A 25,882-nucleotide genomic window follows, 5' to 3' on the forward strand; every position below is an offset into this window, starting at 1 on the left:
GCAAACTGGGGATCCATCTATAATAAAAAATATACGATCTTACCCTGGCCGGAGGTCACCCTAGATGAAGCTTATCCCATCGGCTCGCAGTCTCATCCGCAAACGGACTATTCTCCGGAGAAGCCTGTTCCTGCTTGTGATTGCTACCGGAATTCTGATGATATATATATCAATATCAAAAACAGCCCAATTAACAGCAGCTACAGCCCAGGCGTTAATATCCGCAGAACACGGAATCCTGGATATGTCTGATCGTTCTTACTCCATATTGCCCAATGTGACTTTGGATGGAGAATGGGAGTTTTACTGGCATCAACTGCTGGAGCCGATTGATTTTTACGCTTCTGCTCCACCTGTGCCTGCCTTTGAACAAGTACCCGAGCCCTGGACATCGTACAAACAGGACAACGATTCATTTCTGCCCAATGAAGGCTATGCAACCTACAGACTACGCATCCTCCTTCCGGATGAACGATCAAGCAGCCCACCACTTGCCCTTTATTCCAAGAGCATCGCCTCGGCTTACCGAATCTGGATTAATGGTCAACTGCAAAGAGGCAATGGCACTGTTGGCACGGATCGTTTCTCTGAGAGTCCCAAGAGTTATCCCAAAGTCATCTATTTCGAATCGCGTCCTGGTTTGAACGAAATTGTCATTCAAGTGTCCAACTTCTCCCAGCGAAATGCAGGCATCTGGCAGAGCATGAATCTGGGAACAGCGGAGAATATCTCCTGGCTACGGATTCTTCATATCGCCGCGCAGTCAGGTATTGTCGGGATTTTTGGTGTGATGGCGTTATATTACGGACTGGTCTATCTTAACCGCAGAAAAGAATTTTCCGCCCTGCTGTACAGTCTGCTCTGTCTGTCCGTGGGTGTGCGTACCGTTGTGCTTGGTGAGTCGACAGCGCTATATCTACTACCTGATCTCCCATGGGAATGGGCGGTCAAAGCCGAATACATATCCGTCGCCCTGACGGCATTATTGCTAATTCTGTTTATTAACAGGGAATATCCCGAGGAATCTGTATCCTGCGTGTCTAAAATCGGCGGACTTGTTCTCCCGATCTTTATTCTGTTATTCCTGCTCACACCGGCTCGTGTGTACACTTATGTTCTGACACCCTTTACATGGGGGGCTCTGTTTCCTTCACTGATCTATACACTCTATATGTATGTCCGATCTGCGTTCAAACGGAGAAAGGGTGCTGTCACCAGTATGATCGGTTTTCTGTTTTTCATGGCCTTTGCCCTGAATGATATGCTCTTCTACACGGTCCATTTGCCCACAGAGGACATGCTCTCCATCGGGTTGCTTATTTTTCTGTTAACCCAGGCGTATAATCTGTCTTCCCGCTTCTCACGAGCATTATGGCAAAAGGAACAGTTGTCCCTCCAGCTTCAACGAACGAACCAGCGGCTGGAACGAACCGTGGATGAGCGAACCCGCTCATTGCGGCTAAGCAATGCAGAGCTTCAGGAAGCCAACCAGAAGATGGCTGAATTCGAACTGTTCCGTGTCCGGCTCCTGTCTAACATCTCTCATGAGCTGAGCACACCGATCACATCCATTAAGGGTTTCGCCAAAGCATTGCGAGATGGCATCATTACGACCGAAGCTCCTAAGTATGTGAACCGGATCTACACACGTTCCCTGCTACTCGAACGAATGATTCATGATCTGATTGAGCTTACGAAGCTGGAAACCAACCAGGTTCAGTTTCAAATGCAGGACGTTGATTTGCTCTCATTCATGCAGGAGTTGTTCCAGAAATATGAAGCAGACGTAGAGACGCAAGGTATCCATTACCGTCTGAATCTGCCTGTGGAATCAAACTTCGGGGACAAGGACTCCGAGGGTTGGATCGTGCAACTGGACCCTATTCGAATCGAACAGGTGCTGTCCAATCTGATATCAAACGCACTGCGATTCACACCTCAGTCCGGGACGATCTGTGTGCGTCTTCATCTTGAGGAAACACCCTTAACGGAAACAGGCTGGACCGCCTGCATCTGTGTTGAGGATACGGGTACGGGCATTCCGCCGGAGTGGCAGGAACGAATCTTTGAACGTTTTGAACAAGCTAGTCAGCAGCTTGGAGTTGATCACAGAGGCTCAGGGCTGGGACTCGCCATCTGCAAAGAAATTATGTATTATCACAATGGAGAGATTGGGGTAACCAGTGAGCCAGGTTCAGGCAGTCAGTTCTGTTTTCGGTTACCCGCCTGGAGAGGAAGATTGCAGGAAGATGACATACATTGAGGAGCGCCGCCGCATTCTAGTTGTGGAGGATGATATCGATATCGCAGATCTGGTCACGATTTATTTACATAATCAGAACTACATAACTCATGTAGCGCATAATCTTGAGGAAGCTACGAAGCTGCTGGAACAGCGACGCCCTGATCTCATTTTGTGTGATATCATGCTGCCTGACGGAACAGGCACCGACTGGATACGAGGGCTTCGGAAGAGCGCTGATGTGCCTGTCATTTTTCTCAGCAGCCGGCAGGAAACCGAGGATATCGTTCAGGGACTGGAACTGGGGGATGATTATATAACCAAACCGTTCGATCCGGATATTATGGTCGCCAGGGTCAAAAAAAGACTACGACCTGTACCCTCCACATCCGAAAACATGGTTGCCACTGGCGAGAACGTATGGCGTGACGGCTGGCTCGATCTGCATTTTGACCGCTTTGAAGTCCGGGTCAACGGCAAAGAGATCAGTTTACCTGCTAAAGAGCTGCAACTCCTGTTCCTCATGGCAAGTCGCCCAGGGCACGTTTTCAGTACAGACTACTTATTTGAACGCATATGGGGGCTGGATAACTGGAGTGATGTTCGCACGGTCATGGTGCATCTTCATCACCTGAGACGCAAAATTGAGGATACCTCCAGTACCCATCGATACATTATCACCGTTCGCGGGATCGGCTACAAATTCCAGGCACAGTGAGATGGATCGTAGCAACCCTATATATTTCATTTAATAACCTGCTTGATCCGTTAAATGAGAACAGAGGGCTATCCTATAAGTCATGATATGACTTTATGGATAGCCCTCTTCACGTTTGCCAGTTTCACATGGAAAATGATTTCAATGCCATGCCTATCACTAAGATTATGCCTCGCTTACAAGCTTTTGCGGTTGGCTGTTCTTCAATATAAGTATGCAACATATTGAAGGTTCCCTCTTCTATGTAGAACGGAATGTCCAACAGACTGACGGAACCCCCTATGACAGTGCCAACATGGCGTTCATATCTTCTTCTGCTGTTGTAATTAACTTCAGACCAAACATATCCACGAGCACATCCAAGACACCTTCCGATATGAACTCAGGCGGTTTTGGTCCAATTCGAATGTCCTGAATGCCAAGGCTGAACAGGCCAAGCAGGATTGCAACTGCTTTTTGCTCAAACCAGGATAGCACAATGCTGACAGGTAACTCGTTCACAGTACAGCCAAAAGCATCCGCCAAAGCCATTGCAATTTTCACCGTAGAACCGGAATTGTTGCATTGACCCAGATCGATATAACGCGGTATACCCGTGTCTCCAACCGTACCATAATCCACATCGTTGAAGCGGAACTTGCCACAGGACGTCGTCAGAATTACAGTATCATTCGGCAAGGATGTCGCGAGTTCACGATAGTAGTTGCCACCTTTCCCCGGCGCATCACAACCTGCAATAACGAAGAATCGACGAATATGACCGTCTTTCACCGCTTGAATAATCTCGGGCGCAAGCCCAATCACGGTCTCATGATGGTATCCTGTTGTTAAGACTTGCTCGGACTGTATATCGGCCGCAGGCAGTGACAATGCACGTTCAATCAGCGGTGAGAAGTCATCATCCATAATCTTGGCAACCCCCTCCAGACCTGCCACTTCGTACGAGAAAAAGCGGTCTGCATATGTGCCTTTGATCGGCATGACACAGTTGGTTGTTGCAAGAATAGCACCCGGGAATTGTTCGAAGAGTCTTCTTTGATCGTACCAGGCTTTGCCGATATTGCCCTTGAGATGGGCGTATTTCTTCAGCGCAGGATAACCGTGCGCAGGCAACATTTCCGAGTGGGTATAGATGTTGATTCCTTTTCCTTCAGTTTGACGAAGCAACTCCTCCAATGCATACAGATTATGCCCTGTCACCACGATGCACTGTCCTTCGATCTGGTTCTGACTAACCGTTATCGGCTGCGGTACACCAAAGCGGTCCGTGTGCGCACGATCCAGCACGTCCATAATGCGGATTGCTGCATTGCCGACTTTCATCGCCATCTCCAGATGTTCCTGTACATTAAAATTCGAGTTCGTTAATGTCATATATAATGCCTCATGTGTAATCCGATCCACCTCAGGATCAGAATATCCCAACTGGCGTGCATGTGTGGCATAAGCAGCGATGCCTTTTAACGCAAAAATCATCGTATCCTGCAAACTTGCGATTGTTTCGTTTTTGCCGCATACCCCTACCACGGTACACCCGCCACTTGGCGTCTGTTCGCACTGATAACAAAACATATGGTTTCCCCTCCAAACTTAGATTAAAAACGCAGTTCGTTATGTAATAGCGTAACAGACCCTGATATGAGCTAGTGTGATGGTGCACACAGTTTCTGATCCAACCTCTATATATGGTTCTCCAGACTTTCATCCAAACTGGAAATAATAACATTCAAAAAAAGGCATATCTCGGATCATTATGAAAAATACTGTGTACAGCTAAAAAACGTCTAAATCCATAATCTTAAAAAAATACGAAAATGAAACGATTCTAGATTTTGCCCGTAAGGGTAATACACAGAGAAATCTAATATTCAAGGAGCTGGTCAATTGCAACATTACAGACACAGTGCGGAGGAAACCCTTCAGGATGTACAGAGTTCCTCCAAGGGACTTACGACCTCCGAAGCTGCCAAGAGAATTGAAACGGAAGGATATAACGAGTTAAAAGGTAAAGATGCAACACCAGTCTGGAAATTGTTCCTCGAAAATTTCAAAGATCCGATGGTCATCGTGCTGCTGATTGCAGCCGCGGTACAGGTTGTACTTGGACACCTGATTGAATCATTGATCATATTCCTGGTTATTTTGCTCAACGCGGTGATCAGCGTAGTACAGACCAAAAAAGCCGAGAGTTCGCTTGACGCACTGAAACAAATGTCTGCACCTGAAGCCAAAGTCATTCGTGACGGGCAGAAAAAAACCATTCCAGCAAGAGAACTCGTTCCCGGTGATATTGTTATGCTGGATGCAGGTGATTATGTCCCGGCAGACGGGCGTATCCTGGAATCAGGAAGTCTGAAAATCAACGAAGGCATGCTGACCGGAGAATCCGAAGCTGCGGAGAAACACGCTGATGCCATTCCCGATGAAGCGCCTATTGGAGATCGTCGCAATATGGCCTTCAGTGGCTCACTGGTCGTATATGGACGGGGCATGCTAGTCATTACAGGAACGGCTCTCAAAACCGAAATCGGCAAAATTGCTGAATTGATTGAAAATGCCGAAGCCAAAAACACGCCATTACAGCGCAAGTTGGAATCATTCAGCAAAAAACTGGGCTTTTTCATCCTGGGCTTGTCGATTCTCATCTTTGGCATTGAAGCCGGTCGTGTATGGTTGACCGAAGGTACGGAGAATATCGGACCATCCATCGTAAATGCATTGATGTTTGCCGTAGCTGTTGCGGTTGCTGCCATTCCTGAGGCGTTGTCCTCCATTGTGACTATCGTATTGTCACTCGGAACAAATAAGATGGCCAAACAACATGCGATCATTCGCAGACTGCCTGCCGTTGAAGCGCTCGGCTCTGCCAGTATCATCTGTACGGATAAAACAGGAACACTAACTCAGAATAAGATGACTGTCGTTGATTATTACATTCCCCATGGCACCAAGGACGAATTCCCCGATGATCCCGAACAGTGGTCGGAAGAGGAACGGCGTTTGTTACATATTGCAGTGCTCTGCAATGATTCGAATATTAACCAGGAAGGCAAGGAACTGGGTGATCCAACCGAAGTGGCCCTCATTGCCTTCAGCAACCGGGTGAACAAGGATTACAATGAAATCCGTGACCAGTTCCCGCGTGAAGCTGAGCTTCCTTTTGACTCGGATCGAAAGCTCATGAGTACGGTGCATACCTTCGAGGGACAGACGGCTTTGCTGACCAAAGGTGGACCGGATGTGCTGTTCAGTCGCTGTAGTCATGTGTTTATCAACGGTGAGGTTCAGCCCCTCACACCCGAGATTCGCACACAGTTTGAAGAAAAAAATGAAGCCTTCTCCAAACGTGCCTTCCGTGTGCTGGCCTACGCGTACAAAAAATTCGATGATAAAAACCAGGTCACCATTGATGACGAGCATGATCTGACACTTGTTGGTCTGACAGCGATGATTGACCCACCGCGTGAAGCGGTATACGGCTCTATTGAAGAGTCCAAAAAAGCGGGTATCCGCACCATCATGATCACCGGAGATCACAAAACGACGGCTCAGGCGATCGGTGTGGATATCGGCCTTGCGGAACCGGATGACCTCGCCATTACAGGAGCCGAACTGGACAAAATGTCTGATGAAGAGCTGGATCAACAACTCGAACACATCTCGGTATACGCCAGAGTATCACCTGAGAATAAAATCCGGATTGTGCGTGCATGGCAGCGTAAAGGCAAAGTTGCAGCGATGACCGGAGATGGGGTCAATGACGCACCAGCGCTGAAACAAGCCGATATCGGCGTAGCGATGGGTAGCGGAACAGATGTCGCCAAGGATGCGGCTGCCATGATTCTGACGGATGATAACTTTGTCTCCATCGTGAATGCGGTCAGTGTTGGGCGGATGGTATTTGATAATATCAAAAAAGCCATCGCATACCTGTTCGCCGGTAACCTCGGCGCGATTATCGCCATTTTGTTTGCCTTGATCGTCGGCTGGGTTAATCCATTTACGGCCCTTCAGCTGTTGTTCATCAATCTGGTGAACGACTCCCTGCCTGCCATTGCTTTGGGTACAGAGAAGCCCGAGCCAGATGTCATGCGACGTAAACCACGTGATATTAACGAGGGGATCTTCGCAGGTGGAACCCTGCAAGCTGTGATTACACGTGGTGTCCTGATTGGTGCGGCTGTTATCGTGTCCCAATATATCGGACTTGGCATCTCGGAGGAAAACAGTGTAGCTATGGCATTCACAACCTTGATTCTGGCACGCAGTCTGCAAACTTTTGCAGCACGTTCCAATACACAGACCATCTTCCAGGTGGGCTTCATGACCAATAAATTCGTGCTTGGCTCCATTCTGGTATGTCTCTGTCTCTATGCAATCACACTGATTCCAGGTGTTCGCGGTGTCTTCGCTATCCCGGATACATTCGGCTGGAATGAGTTCCTGATTGCAGGCGGACTTGCTCTTGCTGCCGTCATTCTGATGGATGTCATCAAGTGGATTCGCAATCGCGGCAAACAAGTTACTGCGGCGTAAGATCTGTAGATATAACATGCACAAACAGGCGCCCGTTATCGGAGCGCCTGTTTGTTTACATTTTTTCACACATACAAAGAGTACACTTCTCATGCATACTAATTTCTAAGGCGTATCTAACTCCCCCTGTTTGATGCCAAAAGCGATCCATCGTCCATCAACATCCTCGATCACAAACTCCTTGTTATTATAGTCTGTATGTAACCGCTGATCCATCTGCTTATGTATGCTTCAATGATCATTTTAGTTAAATTCAGGAAATCCGTCTATTGTTTATTATTAATATCTTTCTATGCTCATCACATCCGAACGAATCAGTATGACATTATTGCCATATGATAAATTTGGGTGTAAAATGATATATTGCTTTTCATCACATTTTCATCAAAGCTCAATCCGAATTCATATTCATACCCAAGACAGGAATGGTACCGTGAAAGATAAAATTGTCATGCCACTCTGGACATGCTGTCTGTTCATCGTTGTGATGAATACCACCATGTTCAATGTTTCTTTGCCAGTCATTATCCATGATCTACAGATTACCTCGGACCTGGGGTCTTGGGTCATCTCAAGTTATTCGATTGGTTACGCCCTGTCGACGGTGATTTACAGTCGATTGTCAGACCGTATCTCGGTACGCAACCTGTTAACAGTCGGGCTTCTGATCCTGGGGTTATCTTCATTGCTGGGGTTGTTCGCGCATAACTTCGCGATCCTGTTGCTGACACGCATACTACAATCTGCGGGTGCAGGAGTTATGGCCGGGCTTGGTCTGGTCATTGCAAGTCGTTACATCCCGGTGGAACGGCGCGGAGCTGCCATCGCACTCATCTCATCAGGTAGCGCCATGGCTTTTGGACTTGGTCCCATTGTCGGCGGACTCATTAGCGAGTACTGGGGCTGGAACGGACTTTTTGCCATAACCGTGCTAGTCCTGCTCGCCCTGCCTGTATTGCTCTACTTTCTCCCCCGTGAATCCGTCAAAACAGATCAGCCGTTCGATGTGATTGGTGCCATATTAACCGTCATTAACGCCACTACACTTCTGGTCGCGATCACCCAGCAATCCTGGTTCTGGTTTGCCATCGGCGTTATCTCGCTTGTTGCACACCTCCTATATATTCGGAAAGCGAGTCTTCCGTTTGTGAATCCACAAGTGTTCCGAACGCCAGGATACACCCGGTTAATCCTTATCGGATTCTGCGTGCTGGTGGTGAATCTGGGCAATCTGTTTTTGATGCCGCTTGTGCTTGCTGATCTATATGGTCGCTCTTCGCTCGCCATTGGTTTGCTGATTGCTCCTGGGGCAATCGTTGCAGCATTCTGCACCCGTTTCGTCGGGCGTTGGATCGACCGTTATGGGAATATGCGATTTATGATCATTGGACACACCCTGCTCGCAGCGGTACTTGCCCTATTCATGCTCGGACTGGATCAATCCGCCCTGATCATTACCAGTGGTTATCTCTTTTTCTCACCGGCACTGTCAGCCTCCATGGCTTCACTGAATAATGAAGCGTCACGTGTGCTGCCCAAAGCGCAAATCGGTTCCGGTATGGGCATGTTACAACTGATTCAGTTCTTCGGTGGTTCGGTGTCTGTAGCCGTGTGTGGGCTGCTGCTGCACAGCATTCCGGGAGTCTCAGTCGAGGAAGCTTATCATGTGGTGTATGCTTGTCTGTTGCTCATCTGCGTTGTTTCACTCGGGTTGACCGTCTGGCATAGCAGAGCTTCACGCTCAGGCATTAAACCTGTTACATTGGACAATTGATAATTGATGTTTAAAGTTCAGAACAAAAAGGCTTGCGCCAAGCGCGAGCCTTTTTTAGTTTGGAACAGAAATGCCGTTTTTTAAAAGTAGATCACTCAATGAACTTGAACTTACCGGCCGGTTACTTTCCTGAATTCATCCTACAGCAGCATGCCAACTATTTACCGTCCAGTGCGAACTTCCAGGCCTCCATTATGCTAATTGGGGCTTTACTACTGCTCTCGCCGTCACCTTCCTGCGTCCAAAGTGGTGGGTAATACGCAAATACTTGTCCTGTCTGGAGCTGAGACATATCCTCTTGCCAGCCTTTCCAGCGAAAGGTCTGATAGAACTGCTCCAGATCGCCATTCGCCAGCCAGTTGATGAAACCTGAATATGCCAGTTCTGTCGATTCCCATTCGAGTGTATCCGGTGCAAAATAATATATGTGTCCCGTACGGCCATACTTGCCTGTATCCAGTCCGAAGAAACCACCTGCCGCATCATATGCAACGACCATCATACCTTCCAGCACATCTACCCAAGGTTGCTCACTTACACCATTCCAACTGGTGAGACTCCCCGATGTACTGTCACCACCCGCACCAAGCAGCGTGATCCAGCCATGGTCCAGTACAATCCCTTCTGTCTCATAAGCAACAGCCCCCAAATAGGATTTGGTGCTTATTTGCAGACGATAGAGGGTATCCTCTCCAGCCTCTTGTTTTGCTGGAACATACACATATGTATTTTGCCCGCTATCCAGGAGTTCCTTGAGTTCTTCCCATGCGTGATTCTCCCGATCTACTAATTCAGCTATCGTTAATGTATTCATGAGCAGTCTCCTCGCTGATTTTATAAGAGCATATCATGGGTTATTAACCCGTTCAAATCTGCTATAATCTATCTTCAAAGCTAAATTCAAGGGGGAAACGATTTGATTCGCGTAGTTATACTTATGATTCCGATTCTGATGGTGCTTGTATCCGGTTGTCAGAATCATACATCTGCCATGAAGGAACCCGTTTCTGTTCAAAAGTCTGATCCCCAGGTCATCCATTACATATCACCCCAAGGAAACGACTCGAATAAAGGAACCATTCAATCTCCGTGGAAAACGTTGCAGCACGCAGCCGACCATGCTTCGCCAGGAAGCACGATTTATTTGCGTGAAGGTGTCTATCATCAGAAAGTCAAAATCACCCGGAGCGGTAATTCTTCCGCTAATCCAACCCTATTTTCAAGTTATCCTCAGGAGCAGGTTATCATTGATGGTAACGGTTTATCTGTCCGGGGCATTGAAGGGTTAATTGAAATTGAAAATGCCAGTTATATCACGATTCAAAATCTCGAAATTCGTAATTTCACAACCACACTTGGGGGCCAAGTTCCAACCGGGATTTATGTCCACGGAGCAGGTGAGCATATTCAGCTGTTAGGCAACACCATACACGCGATCGCTAGTTACGCAACTCCTGAAGGTCCCGATTTACGGGGCAGGGATGCCCACGGTATTGCCATATATGGCACAGAGCACCCTCAAGCTTTACGCGATATCATCATCAAGGATAATGAATTGTATGATCTTACACTTGGTTCAAGCGAGTCACTCGCAGTTAACGGTAATGTTGATACCTTTGCCATCCAGGACAATATCATCCATGATTCCGACAATATTGGTATTGATCTGATCGGGTACGAGGGTACGTCCGAGGACGACACGTACGATCAGGCTCGGAACGGCATTGTACGAGGAAACGAAGTATACGATATTACGTCCAATAACAACCCCTCCTACGGTACAGACCTGCCCAATGATACCAACTCGGCGGGCGGCATCTATGTAGATGGCGGGAAAGATCATATCATCGACCAGAACCGGGTATATCGGAGCGACATCGGAATTGAGATTGCATCAGAGCATGCCGGACGTTCAACCAGCAACATTACCGTGCGTGATAACCTGATTTATTCCAACAGATTGACGGGGATTGCCATGGGAGGTTATGACGAGGAACGAGGAGCTACCGAGGATAGCAAGATTATGTACAATACACTTGTGGGAAATGATACCCTGAATGCAGGCAATGGACAGTTATTCATGCAGTCACGGACAAAGAACAATACGTTCATGCGTAACATTCTCGTATCGGGCAGCTCGGAAGTACTGATATACAACGAATATACTAGCAATACCGGCAATGTGTTTGACCATAATGTCTATTACTCACCAGGTGAGCAGGAAGATGCCCTGTGGGTTTGGAAAAATAAAGCCTACTCCGGCATCGCCGCCTACATCAAGGGATCTGGCAATGATGCACACTCCATATATGTGAACCCGGCATTTATGGATGAACCGAGCGAAGATTTTCGTCCTCAGGCGAACTCTCCGGCTAAAGCGTATGGTCACCTTGCTCCGCGATAAATTAACCCTGAGTCTGCCATCTCAACTTAGTCAATCTTTTTCACGCAAATAAAAGGAGCCTGTGCAAGTGGGATCATCTCCCTCATCATGCACAGGCTCCTTTTTGCTTTCTTTTGATGCAATCCAATTCTTAACTTCTTACCATCTGAGCTGCATGTGTCACCCGGTTTCGTCCTCCGGTTTTGGAGGCATACAGGGCGTTGTCCGCTCTTTGGAACAAGGACTTTTCCGTATCTTCCTCTACTACAGTGGCCGCACCGATACTCACAGTAATGTTATATTCACCCCAGCTTTTGAAATGATCAATGTCCACAACGAGAAGGGAGAAATAACGTTGTTTCTCCTGGAACATCATCAAACTTTCAAGCATTTTTTCCTGGAAAAACCTTCGGTTCTTCAATCTCCGAGGTAGTATTCACTTGAATCATTTTATCTGATTATTATATCGGAAAATGTTGGGGTATGAATTAAAAATGTTTAATAACTTCTCTCACCCACCAAAAAATCATGAACCCTTACTCTGAATACGCGCTTTACAATCTGACCATCGTCAGGTAAAATCAGTTCAACATGTCGCGCGACAGAGATTAACATTACGGAGGAAAACCATGAGTACTTCAACACATAGCTCTACACCTCAGCAACTCTGGGGAAGATCATTCCTATTTATCATGTTAGCCAACGCATTATTGTTTATGGCATTTGAAATGTTGCTTCCCACCTTGCCTTTGTTTGTCTCAAGTCTTGGTGGCGATGCCTCCCAAATTGGGCTTGTTACCGGCGTATTTATGTTTTCTGCCATCTTGATTCGACCCTTCACTTCTGTTTTAGCAGCTCAAATAGATAAAAAATATCTATTGATTATCGGCATCACTATCTGTGCATTAATGACAGGCGCATACTACCTATCGTCAGGTATTTGGATGATTCTTGTATTTCGAGTGATCCACGGATTCGGATTTGGTTTGGCAACGACATATTTTGCAACGATTGCCACTGAAAACATACCAAGAGATCGCCGGGGAGAAGGTATGGGGTATTTCGGCGTAGGGGAGACGGTCGCTATATCCATCGGTCCATTGATTGGAACAAGCCTGTTGTTCAGGTACGACTACCAGAGCCTGTTTATGGGAGGTATGTGCATTTTGCTGTTAGCTCTCCTAATGACAGTGTTTGTATCCAGAAAGCCGAAAACAGAAGGTAGTAGCGAGTCTATGCAAACTCATGTCCCTTCGGTGAAACTGATTGAAAAGAAGGTACTCTTCCCTTCCCTTCTCATTATGCTCGTTGGCATTGCAGCGGGTTCAATCATGTCCTTTGTGGCTTTATTCGCCGCCGAAAGAGGGTTCGAGAATATAGCCTGGTTTTTCTTCATCGTCGCCATCGCCAGCTTCGCCGTTCGACTGTTCTCGGGGAAAATGTTTGATCGATGGGGACCAGGTTCCGTGTTGTTACCTTCTGCCGTGTTTGCAATCGCGGGCCTACTGGTTCTGATTATCGCCCAGAGTGATGTGCAATTCCTGATCGCCGGTGCGTTATACGGCTTTGGTTTTGGTGCCATATTCCCGGCGATTCAGACCTGGTGTGTGAATCTTGTAGAAGAACATGAGCACGAAAGTGCGATGGCTTCCTTCTTTAACTTCTTTGACCTCGGAATTGGCGGTGGTTCGTTGATCCTGGGCGTGGTGGCTTCTGCATTTTCCTATACGGTGGTGTATGCTATCTCTATAGGCATTTTTGTGGTATATATCTTGTTATATTTGGTATACTCCCAAAAACAGCAGAGGTATACAGCTCGCCAACTGGAGGTAGACATTGAGTAAAAAACGAATCAAGGAAATTGCCATTCAACATTTTAACCGTCTGGGTTACGAGGGAACCAAGATGGCGCAGATTGCCGAAGAGGCAGGCATTCGCAAGCAATCCCTGGCTTATCACTATTCATCCAAAAAAGCGTTATTGCTGGAGTTATATGAGGAAGTTGTGCAGGAGGAACAACAGTTTGTACGCCAATTTTTCAGTGAGTCTGTTACCCAAACGCTGGATCAGCAGCTATATGCCTTTTTGCATGAACACAAAAATCGCTTTCTGACTCACCCAAACGTTGCTTTTATGTATATCCTGTCCTTTATCACACCGCTGGAGGTGCATGATTTTGTGCTGGCCCAGTATCGAACGTACCTCGGGACACTGAAGGAAGAGCTGGCAGCGGTATTTACCAGACATTCCGATATACGCCTGAGTCCGGAAGAAGCCACCGTAGCTTTTGTCACCGTGATGGATGGATTGGATGTACAGCTCGTGTATGAGACACGGCAATCCTATGAACAAGCTTTGGCAATCACCTGGAATGTCTTTTGGTCAGGCATCCAGCGTTAACGGATCAATTACGATCAGACTACACCAATAAGAGGGGCGTCCCACCAGCCATGTTGATGACTTTTGGGATAACCCCTCTATTTCTTTATTTCACGGTTAGGATCACACGTTGATAATGCTTCAACTGATGCTCTCCATCATCCTGTACTTCGGCAACGATATGAAGGGTATCACCGGATTTGGCATCGTCAGGAACGGTAAATGTCACCGCTTCGGTGTCACTGCCCTGTAATTTTATCGTATCCACCTGCTCATCCTTGGCAAGTTCACGATGCATTCCAAGCTGCAGGTCACCCGCCATTTCAGGCTGAACTTTGTTCGGTGTTACTTTGGAATCTTCATAAGTGTCCGCTTCGAAATATCTCCACCACGTATACGTCAGTTGATCTCCATCCGGGTCTTTACCCTCCGCGTGAAGAGTCACTTCCTCCCCGGGACTAACACTTAGATCCAACCCTTCCTTAATCGTTAAAGAGGGGTTATGGTTGGCACCTTCGTAAGTGTCTGCAACTGCCCAGTCTGCACGTGCTGCAAAATCATCCTGAATATCGTCAAACCATCTCATCAGAGAGTATTCGGCTTCATATCGTTTGGTGTACGGATCGTAATCAAGCACATTGTTTCTAAATAACTTGTCGTTCACAACGCCAAAGCGTCCACCCCAACCGCCGTAGGAAGGGTCTTCCATACTGCGCAGCCCATTATCGATCAGATAAAAGAAGGAAGGAGAGTCACCTTCAGATATAAAATCGTACTTGTCATATTGCGGATTGTTCTGGAGATATTCAGCACTTCCCCGCTGTTCTTCAGCCAGTTCGCCTTCGATCATTTTACCATCACCCATCGATGCATACATATCCATCAGCTTGCCATGTCCGTTTAGGATATTCTTGACCATCCAGTCTCCATGAAGCTTACTGTTCACTTCTTCGGCATGCATCTTCCATGCATAGGCAAAATGCCAGAAGTTTGATTGGTCGTTGAGAATACGGATATCCGGCCAATTCTTCGCAATGTATTCGTTGTAACTGTCATCCTGATCCAGAATGATATACAGGACCAGTTTGTCACTGACTTTTTTGCGGATCGTCTCCCACTCAGCCGTGTCTTTGTACTGTTCCTCAATCGATTTCAGCGCTCTGGCTGTGGTATTGGTGCCACCCCATGTCTGAACAATCAGATCTCGGGAATCATCGTCGAGGAAAAGAGTTTCAAGGAATTCGGAACCTTCGGTTTCCTTCTCCATCTCCCCTTTATCGGAAATATTACCGATCTTGGTCATCGCTCGAAGCTGTTCCGGCTCCGGGTACCCATCCGCATGTTTGGACAAATTTGGGTAAATCTCACCATAGGCATCGATCATGTCGTACACCCACTGTGTGCCTGTCCAGCGGAATGGCTTGATTCCTGCTTCCTCGTCTCCAGCATAATGATACACTGAGCTAGTCAGTACAATTCCGGCAAGGTCCATTTCATTCGAATACAAGAGGAAACGAATGACAGAGTTCATATCATCCACTTCACCGTCGGTTGTAATCACTGTTCTGCCTTTGGCAGCTTGGTTGTTTGCAGGTTCCTGGGTTTCATTCTCTGTCTGTTCTGTCGCCTGATTTGGTGTGTCACTCGCGGTTTGTGGCGCTTTGGATGCACACCCACTAATCACCAGGATGATACTGAGACAACCTGCGGCAAAACCGTTTAACCATTTTCTCTTGTTCATAATGCTCCCCTTTCTTCTGTACAGCGTGATGTTAGTGTTGGGATGGGATCAATGCAAAAAAACCCAAACAACATTATGAATGGAACAAAGTCCACGCATAGTGATGTTCAGGTTTTGCCTGCCCGAAGCAGTAACAATCCTTATTTGAGTGAAAGTATATCATGTCCACTCATGAATGTAAACGCATTCAAATGTTTTTTGAATTTATCTTTGATATAGTATAATGCTTATAGCCAATAATCAAACGAATCGGCCTGTTATTATATCAATGTTATTAGGAGGACTCAGACATCATGCAACAACTGGATGCGGCCTTGAGCCGTTTGGTGGAACAGCAGGATTTATATAATGAAGCTTATGGACTTTTCCAAAATCATGATCTGCGTCCCCGCGAACAACATCACCAGCCGGAAGTGGATACTCGAATACCTCTTTCTCCAGAACTTCAGTATCTGTACAGTCATTATGAAATGATGGATGCGGATGCGGAAGGTACACTCAAAATGAAAAATGCCGCCGTCGAAATCGGTGATGCAGCGCTGATCTCCTTTGTCGCACCTGAACATCTGCTTCGTCAGCAACTGGGATTCCGCTGGATTGGCATGAATGAACCTTATGAGGAGTCCTCCACCTGGCCAAAAAATCACGTTGTCATCGCAAACTTTAACGATGATCCGTTAATTGTAGATGTAGAAGCACCAAACTCTCCCGTATATGCCGCTTTTACAGGTGGAGAACCAAACCGTGTTGCTGATTCGTTGTCAGACTTTTTCAGTGCACTAGCCATCCTGATTGAAGCGGCGCGCACCTATGCCGGAGAAGTAAAAGATGAAGAAACCTATGAAACCAAGCCCGAGTATCTGGAGCAAGTGGAACCTTTATTGCAAGATCTGTTGGGAGAAGAGTATACCGCTCATCTTTTCGAGTATCTGTCCTTTTGTTAAAACGGTGAATTGAAGGAATTGGAGGGGCATCCCTATGAACTATGTAGCCTTGTTGCGGGGCATTAATGTAGGCGGGAACAATAAAATCAATATGAAGCAGCTGAAAGAAACATTTGAACAAGCAGGCATGCTGGATGTCGTTACCTATATCAACTCTGGCAATATTATTTTTGCCGATCATCAGGAACGTGCCAATGCGAATGTGGAGATATCCCATGTGTTAGAACAGGCCATCGCCGCCGATTTTGGCTTACAGATCAGGGTAATGGTGCGGAATATGGATGAAATTCAATCCGTTATTCAGGCGCTGCCAGAAGAATGGGTTAATGATGACACAGCCAAAAGTGATGTGATGTTCCTTTGGGATGAGATCAATGAGCCCTCCGTGCTGGACCAGCTGCCCATCAAACCGGGAATCGGCACACTAATCTATGTTCCCGGAGCGATTTTATATTCAGTCAGCAGAGAAGATGCGTCCAAAAGTGGCATGAACAAGCTTGTGGGTTCCAAAGTCTATGCTTATATGACGGTTAGAAATGTAAATACCACACGTAAGATCTATGCCCTGATGCAAGCAGCAACAGAGAAATAACTCGGAACCAGCACAATGGATAGTCAGTTGTGTATCGTCCAATTCATATGAAAAAAAGCATGCAGAAAAACATCCTTATGGATGTCTCCTGCATGCTTTTTACCATGTTAGGAAACTATTTTTTCCACTGTGTATCAGTCAATTTGAATGCGTCTGCGAGATTGATCATCACCAGGACGTTTCGGAATCTCGAGTTTCAGCACACCTTCTTCCAATCTGGCCTTAATGTGCTCCTCATCAATATGATCAACATAGAATCGCCGGATAAATTCGCCGGAACGGCGTTCCTGCCGTATGATTCGATTGGAGTCATCCTTCTGCTCCACTATATCATTGCGTTTGGCACGAATAATCAATTCGTTACCTTGAACCTGAATGTCGATATCCTCTTTGGCAATGCCCGGAAGCTCGGCTTCTACCGAATATTTGTCTTCTTCCTCACGAATGTCGGTGCGAAATGGCTGGGAGCCAGTTCCAAAAGGGGAGAGGAATGAGTTCTCAACCATGTCATTGAAGGATTTCAACATGTGTCCGAACGGGTCTTCATTTCGTTTACGAAACGGAATCAGATCAAACATGAAAATCAGCTCCTTTTGTGTGGTTGGTTTATTGGTGTTGCTTACATTGATTATTATAATACCCGTGCAAATAAGGCTCAAAGTCTGTAAAAGACGAAAAAAACCGATTTTCTTTCATCATGGTTCACTATTTTAAAATAGATCCTATTTTCTTTTATTTTGACCTTATTTGATCTTCTGACTTTGTCTGACTATAACGAATGAATGGGGTCCGATACAGTATTGGATTGATTCTTCCTCATTCCTAGCATCATGATTGCCAGCAAGACAACCAGAACAGCTACGAGCATAAATGGAACATGTTTGTCCACCTGATAGAGTGTCGTTGTAAGTAAAGGCGTAATGACGGCGGATATCCCCTGAATCGCTGCTACCAATCCCGCTGCACCTCCCTGCTGTTCTTTGCTAACTGCCAGCGAAGCACCTGCCATGAACCCGGGCATCATCAGACCTGCACCCATGCCAAACAGGAAAAACGAGAAATAATACATGGATAACACATTGAAAACCAAAAACAGGATCATGCTTGCGATCAGGAAAAGGGACCCGAGCAAAATCATTGGGCATGGTTTCCATTTCAACCATTTCATCTGAATGACCTGCATGATCAACATCGCTGCTCCAGAGAACATGAGTCCAAACGAAACCATTCGGGCCGTCGCCGCTGAGGATAGAGCCAGTTGATCCTGAAAATAAAATCCCCCGACAACCTGTAGTGTCATGATACCCATCATCGTGACCAAGCCGGCAGCAAGGTACATTCGTAAACCACCTTGGAACGGGTTGACTTTAGGCAGTTTTGCCTGAATGACCGGTTTGGCTGACGGGATTAACAACAAGGCAATAATAAACGCAGCTATCGCTATAAAAATGCCAAAATAAAGCGGCCAGAGCAGACCGATAAGGGTAAATGCTCCTGCAATCGCAGGTCCAAATACTAGGCCAAGTCCATTCGCAGCACTGATAATCGCCATCCCACTTCCCCGCTCCTCCCCTTCTGTCACATCACCCATATAGGCCTGGGCAGAAGAAAGTACGGCAGGAATAAACATGCCAATCAGACTGCGCGTCACAATCAGAAGGGTTAACAGTAGCCCTCCTCCGATCCATGCATTTAATCCCCCGTACAATGCCAGTGCAAATAATGCACAGCTCACAGACATTCCTATGAACCCAATCAATATGATGGGTTTTCTACCCTTCAGATCACTGAATCTTCCCCATATCGGAGCCATGACAGCCATCATAATGGACCCAAGCGATATAATAAGACCGGAATGACTTTCTTTCATGCCCAACTCGCGAATAAGCGGTGGCATAATAGGTGCAATCAGCATCAGACCCAACATCGCTGCAAATACGCTAAAAAAAATACTTCCTCTGATTCTATTCATGTTTGTACACTCCTCTATATTTCAGTACAGTACCCACTGTACCTGGAGTATACAAGGCTGAGTGAATCCCCACTGCCTCTATACGGAACAATTCACGGCAAGACGGATTTATTAATCTTATTTTAAATAAGATCAACCCTTAAAACTTTACACCAGACCACTACGATTACAGTACCATCTTCCGATCGCTGTTATCACCGGATTTCCGTGATTCCCTTCTATTAAAGGGAGAAATCCGTTGATAAAGGCGAACGCTCCGCTTCTCCAGACTGGTTCTGCACTCTTCGTTCTCGTGTAAAGTTTCTGTTCATCTTATTTAATAAATCTTTTTCATCTCGGAAGGCTTCACACCGAATTTGCGATAAAATTGCTGCGAAAAGGCACTGACATTGCTGTAACCAACCGCAATGGCGGCCTCGGTGACGTTGTTATTCTGATTGCGCAGCAACTTCATGGCGTTGTCGAGACGAACCTGACGCAAATATTCGAACACCGTGCTTCCGAAAAGTGCCTTGAATCCTTTTTTTAATTTAAAATCGTTAAGACCTACTTGTCTGGACAATGCTAGCAAAGATGGAGGATCTACCATACAGGCCTCCATAATCTCCCGTGCCGTATGTAACTTCCGGATGTCCTCTCTCGAGAGTCCCGCGGGAATTGGCGCCAGATCAAACAATTGAATCATAAATCGATTTAAGATCTCCAACGCTGTCGCTTCCATCATTAAGGATGATCGATAACTATTGTTTAATTCTACAATGAGACTGTCGATCATCGTTCGTATCCGATTATCCAATTGAAATACAATCGGCTTGAACACTTTTCGCCCTAAAACCTGATTAAACGCAATCGACTTGAAACCGCCCAGTTGTGCCGCCGCATAATTGAACAGAGAAACCGGAATCCCCAGCGAAAAAGACGTATACTGCTCCCTTGCCGGAGGATGGAACCACGCTTCGAAATCATGCATAAAAATAAGGGCCCCTTGCCCTATCGATAATGAATAGTCCTGACCGGATATATCCACATGTCGCTCTCCTGACAAGGCAAATTGCAATTCCACGATGGGTGTCTCCGACGCAAAATACGTAGGATAAGGCTGATGATATTCAACCTGGGAATATAAAATCTCAATGCCACTGTATGTTGTCACTCTTTTGACCTTACCGCTACCCGCCTTGGGAGAGAGCAGATACGTGTGTTCATCTTGCTGACTGTAAGGCTCCTGGGTCAGGTAATGCTGATATACTACGCCTAATGCATCATCCGTGCGCATGGGTATTCACCTCGCCTATATCTTGATCAGACTTGTCAGTAAAAAAGCCCGAATTAATTGATAATGATTCTCAATTATGATTCTAGCGTATTTTCGCCCGTTCGACCAGTCCTATATATATGAAGGCTCACGTCTGCTTTTTTCTTCATGTGCAACATCATTTTATACGCTAACTTACATATCCAATTTGGAAAAATATCTCTTATCAAACCTTTTACACAAATCGCAGACTTCTCTTACCTCACCTTAACATTAGCTCCCTATACTAAAACAATTGTATAACTCATTACACACGAAACGATAAAGGGGATCTGGAACATTGAAAAAGAGAAATCAATGGCTCGCCGTTCTGTCGATGACTGCCATTCTTACCGCAGGAGCAACCAGCTACACATCCATGATTCATGCCGCTGACGCAACTAAAACCACCAATGATCATGTCGTACTGCGCACAGCCATCCAAAATATGCAGGGTACGGTCACATGGAACGGAAGCAGACGCAGTGTTGATATCCAGATCGCAGATACTAAAGTACAACTTCCAATAGGAACGTCTTCAGCCACCATCAACGGTGTGAAAACCCCTTTGGACAGTAAAAGCTACATTACCAAAGGTACAACGTATGTATCTTCCCAAACGCTAAAATTAATTACGGATCAACTGATCCTGAAACAAAATAAAACCGGTTTTGAACAGACCGCATCGTTTCAGATGCCTGGTGGCAAAGCAGAAATATCAGCCTCTACGCCAGATGGACAGCGCCTGCTCGTAACCGAAGCGGACAATGGTAGCATTGCCATACTGGATATTGCTGACTTGAAAAACATTAACGTATTAAAGACAGTCAGCTTCCATGACCTCTCCGCCAAAGCTGAAGTCACAAGCGTAACCGTGTCCAAAGATGGCAAATATGGTCTTGCAGTTATTCGCACAGGGGATACGGACAGTGAAGCAAACAAAGGGTTACTTGCCATTGTGGATCTGACAACCTACAAAACCGTCAAAACGTATGAACTCGGTATTGGTCCTGACTCGATTGCACTGTCACCTGACGGTCTGCATGCGGTGATCGCCATAGAGGATGAAGAGCTGAATACAGCTGCGGATGAAATTGACTATGCCAACACCAAACGTCCGGGTAGCATTATAGTAGTATCTTTTGCTGGCGGGAACGTATTGGAGGGTGAGATCACCAACTTACCGGTCTCTCTGGACAATGTAAAAGGTGCCATCTATCCGCATGATCCACAACCAGAGTATGTTGCTATTAGTCCAGATAGTAAAACAGCAGCCATCACGCTACAGGAAAACAATGTCGTTGCCATCGTAGATCTGGAGACAAAAAAAATCAGCTCAATCTTCGCTCTGGGTACCACTTCACATCAAGCAGATCTGAAAGATGATGGTATCGTTCAGTTTAAAGAGACGTTGACCGCTCGTTATGAACCGGATGGGATTGCTTTCTCGGCAGATGGTAAATACCTGCTGACAGCTAACGAAGGGGATTTGGGCAAGAATGAATTTGAGGATGGTGTAAAAGCAGGCGGACGTAATATTGCTGTCTGGAATTTGCAAGGCCAGTGGATGTACGATAGTCAGAATCTCATTGACGAGGCAACCGCTATGGTCGGCTTGTATCCGGATGATCGCAGTCCCAACAAGGGAAGTGAAGTGGAGAACCTGACCGTTGCTACTGTAGACGGCACTACGTATGCAGCCGTAGCTTCCGAAAGGGCAGATGCCATTTTGTTCTTTGATCTTGCTGATCCGGTCAATCCGGACTACCTGGGTCTGATTCCTACAGCTGGAGAATCACCAGAGGGAATTCATCGTGTTAACGGACGAAGCCTGTTTGTGAGTGCAGATGAAAGCACGGGAACACTTAGTTTTTTTGCCAAGAAATAGATCAAGTGTCCTTAGTATGTAAAGGCTGAAATGAGCGGTTTCACGTTATATTGAGTAGGTGGGGGCGTAGAGCCCCTGTCCTCTCATACTATTGTACGCGCTATTCCACGTACCCACATATAATGCTGCAAAGGTTATCGACGCTTCATATTTTCCAATTCCCGCCTGTTCCGCTCGACTTCCTCTTGCAACACTCGTACTTCCATCCTTAATGCGGATACTTCCTCTTTGACGCCAGACCTCTTCATCACAAGATAGAAAACCAGATATAATACAAGACCAATCATAATAAAGAAAATTAATAGCGTTATAATACCTGCAATACCTATAGAGCTAATCATAACTTTACGTTTCCCCTTTCGACATTCTATTAATTTATATTTACAACAATACCATAATTAAGCATAACGAACAGTATAAAAAGCCAAGAGAGCATGCTCCCTTGGCTTTCAATTTATATATATACCTTCCTATCCGGTGATCCTTATTCCCAGAAGAAACGACCTGCGAACACTTTTTCCGTCAACAGTTTATACGTTTCTTCAGGCAATTCTTTTTTCATCTTTGCCATAACGGCGTCTTTGCCTTGATTATATTGTGTGGACATGCCAATCTCTGCCGTTGTATTGCTAGCATCCAGACGCATGATTGGGGCGTGAGCATCTTTCGTCCAAGGTGTCCATGCCGCTAGATCAGGTGATCCACCCGTACCTGGATTGCCTGTGTACAGGAACTGCTTCAGATATGCTGCCATCGCGGCGGACAACTGATCACGTCCTGGTTTGTTTGTATCGCTAAAGTACCCATCAGGGAAGTAGGCAGCAATTCCGTCTGCATGTCCTGTATAGAAGTCCATATCCGCACCATGTGGTGCACCCAGTAACGTGAGCAAACGCTCAGAGATGACCCCAGGTTGTGTGCCCCATGCAAAACGATACGCATATACCGGTGGCTGACCTGCTTCACTGGTCAATTGCTCCGCTACACGCTCTGCATTAAAGCCTGCATAAGCTTCGCTACCGTATTTCAACGCAGCAGCATATTGTTCCGCCTTGGTTTTATCAGTAAACAGAGTCTCATCCGTGATGGATGGAGAGAAGTTTGGATCACCGAAGGCAAAACCGGAGAACTCCGTTTCCAGGCTGCCGAGCAATACAGGAACTTTCGTATAATTGCCATTATTGATGGCGTCAAATCCTTCTTTTGGAATCACTGTGCCATCACGGAACAGATGCGGGAATGGGTCCATACGGATTGCCGTTGCGCCAAACGCTGTGACCAGATTGTCCGCAGGCAGTGCACGCAGGTAGCTCTCCAGTTGTGACTGAGATTGCTTGCCAATCCATGCTTTTGCTTCTTCTGCATTAGCCGCTTTCCCCTCTTGCACGAGTAACTTCACAAGTACATCCTCGGATTTTTCCTCGCCTTCTTCAGGTGATACTGTCGTCAATCCTCCGCTGAAAGCAACTGCTTTTTGATACAATCCTTTGCTAAGTGGCGAGATCAGAGTTGCCAGCACATCACGTGCACCAGCAGATTGTCCGGCCAATGTAACATTGCCTGTATCTCCGCCAAACCCTTCGATATTATCCTGCACCCACTCCAATGCACGGAATGCGTCAAGCAAACCATAGTTACCTGAGTCATCCAGGGCATTGCCTGTTTTCAGCGCTGCATTTTCGAAGAATCCAAGGGCTCCCAAACGGTAATTCACGGAAATGATAATGCTGTTGGTGCTCCGTGCAAGCTGTTCACCTTGAAAATCTTTACCTGATCCGGTCATATTCCCGCCGCCGTGCAGGAACACCATAACCGGAAGTTTCGAACTGGTTGTGTCGGGACGCCAGATATTGAGATACAAAGAATCCTCGCTACCTACTGTATTTTTACCGGAGATCTGCAAGCTGTTCGCTGCAAATTCCTTAGCCGATCTCGTTCCTGTCCATGATTCCGGTTCTTGCGGGGCTTTCCAGCGCAGTTCACCTACTGGCGGTTTCGCGTAAGGAACACCGAGCCAACCAAGCGTGCCATATTGCTCATAGGTCTTGCCATCAATCGCGCCATACTTGGTCTGTTGCACCGTTTGAGGTTTGAACGCCCCAGCTTCTTTATGTTTCAACCAACTCTGCTCCAAGGTTCCACTGCCATTCTTGAGCTGTATCTGCAAAGCCTGTGCGGTTGCCTCTGCCATCAGGCGGTTGGTAAGTTGACTCGCTCCCTTCCCTTGAAGCGCCTTGATTCCTTTACCAGCCGCATAGGTGGAAGCCGCTCCCTGCTCATAATCCGAACCCGCTTCATATCCAAGCACCTTCAGCAGCATTTCGGCATAACCTTCCGCTGTAAGTGGTGCATTAGGTTCAAACTTCTCCGTTCCTGTTACGATCTCAGCCACATACGGATGCTGCTTCAAGTAACCAACGACCGGTTGCAATACTTTGCCTGCCTGAGCGGCATCTTCATACGTTTCCGTTCCCTGATAGGCGAGTGATTCTTTCTCCAATCCGGACAAACGCAAGTAAAGTACTGCGGCCTGAATGCGTGTGGCCTTTTTGTTCAGATAAGCTGCATTAACACCTTGACCGCTGCCGCGAATAAGCTCGGATTGGATCAGCTTGTCCATCTCTGCTGAAGAAGAGGTTGTTGTGTTCCCTGCTGCATAAGCTGGTAGAGCGGATACACATAACCCCAGAATTGTTGCCACGGCAATCGAACGTTTAATGGTTTTCATGTCATAAATCTCCTCGCTGTCGAATAGTGTGTGATGGGATAATTTCATTGGAAATGTTCACTTGAGATGTGTATCTAGGAATCAGTATTCCAATGTCTGGATGAGTCTATATCTCTATTTAGGAAAAATGGTCTGCTGCGCTCCTTTCTGCTTAACCTATCTGCTACGGCGCTTACGGTCATGCCATCAGGCATTTTTTTATATAAAAAAACCTGAACCGAAGGCAAACAGACATCGCTTTAGCGTGGTCTACTGCCCTCAATTCAGGTTTTGCCTGCAATCAGTAACAACCCTGAGGAATGAGGTTCATTCCATATGAAAATGTAAACGCAATCAATCGTTTGGTAACTAAAGAGTCAACGAATGAACTGACACAGGTATTGCCCTAAACACGGTTACAATCCTGTTGTTATGGTGATGTTAGCACATAATGTAAGCGTTCGCAATACCTTTTTTTTAATCGTCAATATATGATCTTTGACAGGGTAACATTAAAAAACTGCGTTCTCATGCGGGTTTAAACTCAACTTACAACATGATGATCTATAAATACTGTCTCTTAATTCGTCGACTCCTCTTTTTGTCCAGTTCACCTGAATTCCAGCATCCTTCACTAATCGTAAATTTTACATATAGTTAATCCATTTCATACGTTAGTTTAGCAATTGTTGTATACACTTGGTTTGAGATA

Annotated in this window: 19 protein-coding genes; 10 read left to right on the forward strand and 9 right to left on the reverse strand. The window is 46.3% G+C overall.

Annotation, left to right across the window (positions count from 1 at the left end):
• Window positions 1–64 precede the first annotated feature (64 nt).
• Window positions 65–2,263: an ATP-binding protein gene (locus tag MKY66_RS21845; protein WP_083657260.1), complete on the forward strand. Its 2,199-nt coding sequence runs from the start codon at window positions 65–67 to the stop codon at window positions 2,261–2,263.
• A complete protein-coding gene (locus MKY66_RS21850; protein ID WP_076214072.1) occupies window positions 2,250–2,960 on the forward strand; it encodes a response regulator transcription factor in 711 nt (236 codons plus the stop codon). Before MKY66_RS21845 ends, MKY66_RS21850 begins: the two co-directional genes overlap by 14 nt.
• Before the next feature lie 279 nt (window positions 2,961–3,239).
• Here the strand turns inward: MKY66_RS21850 and hcp are convergent, their stop codons facing one another.
• Complete coding sequence (hcp, locus tag MKY66_RS21855) at window positions 3,240–4,532, reverse strand: hydroxylamine reductase (protein ID WP_076214070.1); 1,293 nt, start codon at window positions 4,530–4,532, stop codon at window positions 3,240–3,242.
• A 312-nt stretch (window positions 4,533–4,844) separates the two neighbouring features.
• Between hcp and MKY66_RS21860 the strand changes: the two genes are divergently transcribed.
• Window positions 4,845–7,496 (forward strand): cation-translocating P-type ATPase, encoded by a 2,652-nt coding sequence (locus tag MKY66_RS21860; RefSeq protein ID WP_076214067.1) that lies wholly within the window; start codon window positions 4,845–4,847, stop codon window positions 7,494–7,496.
• A gap of 433 nt (window positions 7,497–7,929) precedes the next feature.
• On the forward strand, window positions 7,930–9,270 hold the full coding sequence (locus MKY66_RS21865; protein ID WP_076214064.1) for an MFS transporter: 1,341 nt from the start codon (window positions 7,930–7,932) through the stop codon (window positions 9,268–9,270).
• A gap of 157 nt (window positions 9,271–9,427) precedes the next feature.
• Here the strand turns inward: MKY66_RS21865 and MKY66_RS21870 are convergent, their stop codons facing one another.
• Window positions 9,428–10,084, reverse strand: a complete 657-nt coding sequence (locus MKY66_RS21870; protein WP_017687085.1) for a DUF2625 domain-containing protein — start codon at window positions 10,082–10,084, stop codon at window positions 9,428–9,430.
• Window positions 10,085–10,186: 102 nt separating this feature from the next.
• On the opposite strand from MKY66_RS21870, the gene MKY66_RS21875 reads away from it, so the two are divergent.
• A complete protein-coding gene (locus MKY66_RS21875; protein ID WP_076214062.1) occupies window positions 10,187–11,674 on the forward strand; it encodes a DUF1565 domain-containing protein in 1,488 nt (495 codons plus the stop codon).
• A 130-nt stretch (window positions 11,675–11,804) separates the two neighbouring features.
• Here the strand turns inward: MKY66_RS21875 and MKY66_RS21880 are convergent, their stop codons facing one another.
• Window positions 11,805–12,074 (reverse strand): diguanylate cyclase, encoded by a 270-nt coding sequence (locus MKY66_RS21880; protein WP_076214059.1) that lies wholly within the window; start codon window positions 12,072–12,074, stop codon window positions 11,805–11,807.
• Between the two features lie 208 nt (window positions 12,075–12,282).
• Between MKY66_RS21880 and MKY66_RS21885 the strand changes: the two genes are divergently transcribed.
• Window positions 12,283–13,497 (forward strand): MFS transporter, encoded by a 1,215-nt coding sequence (locus tag MKY66_RS21885; protein WP_076214056.1) that lies wholly within the window; start codon window positions 12,283–12,285, stop codon window positions 13,495–13,497.
• Window positions 13,490–14,053: a TetR/AcrR family transcriptional regulator gene (locus MKY66_RS21890; protein WP_047843882.1), complete on the forward strand. Its 564-nt coding sequence runs from the start codon at window positions 13,490–13,492 to the stop codon at window positions 14,051–14,053. Before MKY66_RS21885 ends, MKY66_RS21890 begins: the two co-directional genes overlap by 8 nt.
• A gap of 85 nt (window positions 14,054–14,138) precedes the next feature.
• Here the strand turns inward: MKY66_RS21890 and MKY66_RS21895 are convergent, their stop codons facing one another.
• Window positions 14,139–15,773 (reverse strand): DUF1593 domain-containing protein, encoded by a 1,635-nt coding sequence (locus MKY66_RS21895; RefSeq protein ID WP_076214053.1) that lies wholly within the window; start codon window positions 15,771–15,773, stop codon window positions 14,139–14,141.
• Between the two features lie 293 nt (window positions 15,774–16,066).
• Between MKY66_RS21895 and MKY66_RS21900 the strand changes: the two genes are divergently transcribed.
• Together MKY66_RS21900 and MKY66_RS21905 are read left to right on the forward strand one after the other, a co-directional pair.
• A complete protein-coding gene (locus tag MKY66_RS21900; RefSeq protein WP_076214050.1) occupies window positions 16,067–16,717 on the forward strand; it encodes a hypothetical protein in 651 nt (216 codons plus the stop codon).
• Window positions 16,718–16,751: 34 nt separating this feature from the next.
• On the forward strand, window positions 16,752–17,309 hold the full coding sequence (locus MKY66_RS21905) for a DUF1697 domain-containing protein (RefSeq protein ID WP_076214048.1): 558 nt from the start codon (window positions 16,752–16,754) through the stop codon (window positions 17,307–17,309).
• A gap of 134 nt (window positions 17,310–17,443) precedes the next feature.
• On the opposite strand, the gene MKY66_RS21910 is transcribed toward MKY66_RS21905, so the two are convergent.
• From MKY66_RS21910 to MKY66_RS21920, 3 genes are all read right to left on the reverse strand, one after another.
• Window positions 17,444–17,887, reverse strand: coding sequence for an Hsp20/alpha crystallin family protein (locus MKY66_RS21910; RefSeq protein WP_047843886.1), 444 nt, complete (start codon window positions 17,885–17,887; stop codon window positions 17,444–17,446).
• 191 nt (window positions 17,888–18,078) lie between these two features.
• On the reverse strand, window positions 18,079–19,281 hold the full coding sequence (locus tag MKY66_RS21915; RefSeq protein WP_076214045.1) for an MFS transporter: 1,203 nt from the start codon (window positions 19,279–19,281) through the stop codon (window positions 18,079–18,081).
• A gap of 316 nt (window positions 19,282–19,597) precedes the next feature.
• Window positions 19,598–20,557 (reverse strand): AraC family transcriptional regulator, encoded by a 960-nt coding sequence (locus MKY66_RS21920; protein ID WP_076214042.1) that lies wholly within the window; start codon window positions 20,555–20,557, stop codon window positions 19,598–19,600.
• Between the two features lie 319 nt (window positions 20,558–20,876).
• Between MKY66_RS21920 and MKY66_RS21925 the strand changes: the two genes are divergently transcribed.
• Window positions 20,877–22,463 (forward strand): stalk domain-containing protein, encoded by a 1,587-nt coding sequence (locus tag MKY66_RS21925; RefSeq protein ID WP_076214039.1) that lies wholly within the window; start codon window positions 20,877–20,879, stop codon window positions 22,461–22,463.
• A gap of 134 nt (window positions 22,464–22,597) precedes the next feature.
• Here MKY66_RS21925 and MKY66_RS21930 read toward each other — a convergent pair whose 3' ends face one another.
• Complete coding sequence (locus tag MKY66_RS21930; protein ID WP_036668655.1) at window positions 22,598–22,804, reverse strand: hypothetical protein; 207 nt, start codon at window positions 22,802–22,804, stop codon at window positions 22,598–22,600.
• A gap of 143 nt (window positions 22,805–22,947) precedes the next feature.
• Entirely contained in the window at window positions 22,948–25,191 is a 2,244-nt protein-coding gene (locus tag MKY66_RS21935; protein ID WP_076214036.1) for a carboxylesterase family protein, read from the reverse strand.
• Window positions 25,192–25,882: the final 691 nt, after the last annotated feature.

The organism is Paenibacillus sp. FSL R5-0766, assembly GCF_037971845.1.
In the GTDB taxonomy this organism is placed as follows: Bacteria; Bacillota; Bacilli; order Paenibacillales; family Paenibacillaceae; genus Paenibacillus.

Excerpts from the sequence above, each read along its gene's own strand:
- MKY66_RS21845 (WP_083657260.1), top strand. The coding sequence starts at position 65 with ATGAAGCTTATCCCATCGGCTCGCAGTCTCATCCGCAAACGGACTATT.
- MKY66_RS21850 (WP_076214072.1), top strand. The coding sequence starts at position 2,250 with ATGACATACATTGAGGAGCGCCGCCGCATTCTAGTTGTGGAGGATGAT.
- hcp (WP_076214070.1), bottom strand. The coding sequence starts at position 4,532 with ATGTTTTGTTATCAGTGCGAACAGACGCCAAGTGGCGGGTGTACCGTG.
- MKY66_RS21870 (WP_017687085.1), bottom strand. The coding sequence starts at position 10,084 with ATGAATACATTAACGATAGCTGAATTAGTAGATCGGGAGAATCACGCA.
- MKY66_RS21885 (WP_076214056.1), top strand. The coding sequence starts at position 12,283 with ATGAGTACTTCAACACATAGCTCTACACCTCAGCAACTCTGGGGAAGA.
- MKY66_RS21895 (WP_076214053.1), bottom strand. The coding sequence starts at position 15,773 with ATGAACAAGAGAAAATGGTTAAACGGTTTTGCCGCAGGTTGTCTCAGT.
- MKY66_RS21900 (WP_076214050.1), top strand. The coding sequence starts at position 16,067 with ATGCAACAACTGGATGCGGCCTTGAGCCGTTTGGTGGAACAGCAGGAT.
- MKY66_RS21905 (WP_076214048.1), top strand. The coding sequence starts at position 16,752 with ATGAACTATGTAGCCTTGTTGCGGGGCATTAATGTAGGCGGGAACAAT.
- MKY66_RS21910 (WP_047843886.1), bottom strand. The coding sequence starts at position 17,887 with ATGTTTGATCTGATTCCGTTTCGTAAACGAAATGAAGACCCGTTCGGA.
- MKY66_RS21915 (WP_076214045.1), bottom strand. The coding sequence starts at position 19,281 with ATGAATAGAATCAGAGGAAGTATTTTTTTTAGCGTATTTGCAGCGATG.
- MKY66_RS21920 (WP_076214042.1), bottom strand. The coding sequence starts at position 20,557 with ATGCGCACGGATGATGCATTAGGCGTAGTATATCAGCATTACCTGACC.
- MKY66_RS21930 (WP_036668655.1), bottom strand. The coding sequence starts at position 22,804 with ATGATTAGCTCTATAGGTATTGCAGGTATTATAACGCTATTAATTTTC.
- MKY66_RS21935 (WP_076214036.1), bottom strand. The coding sequence starts at position 25,191 with ATGAAAACCATTAAACGTTCGATTGCCGTGGCAACAATTCTGGGGTTA.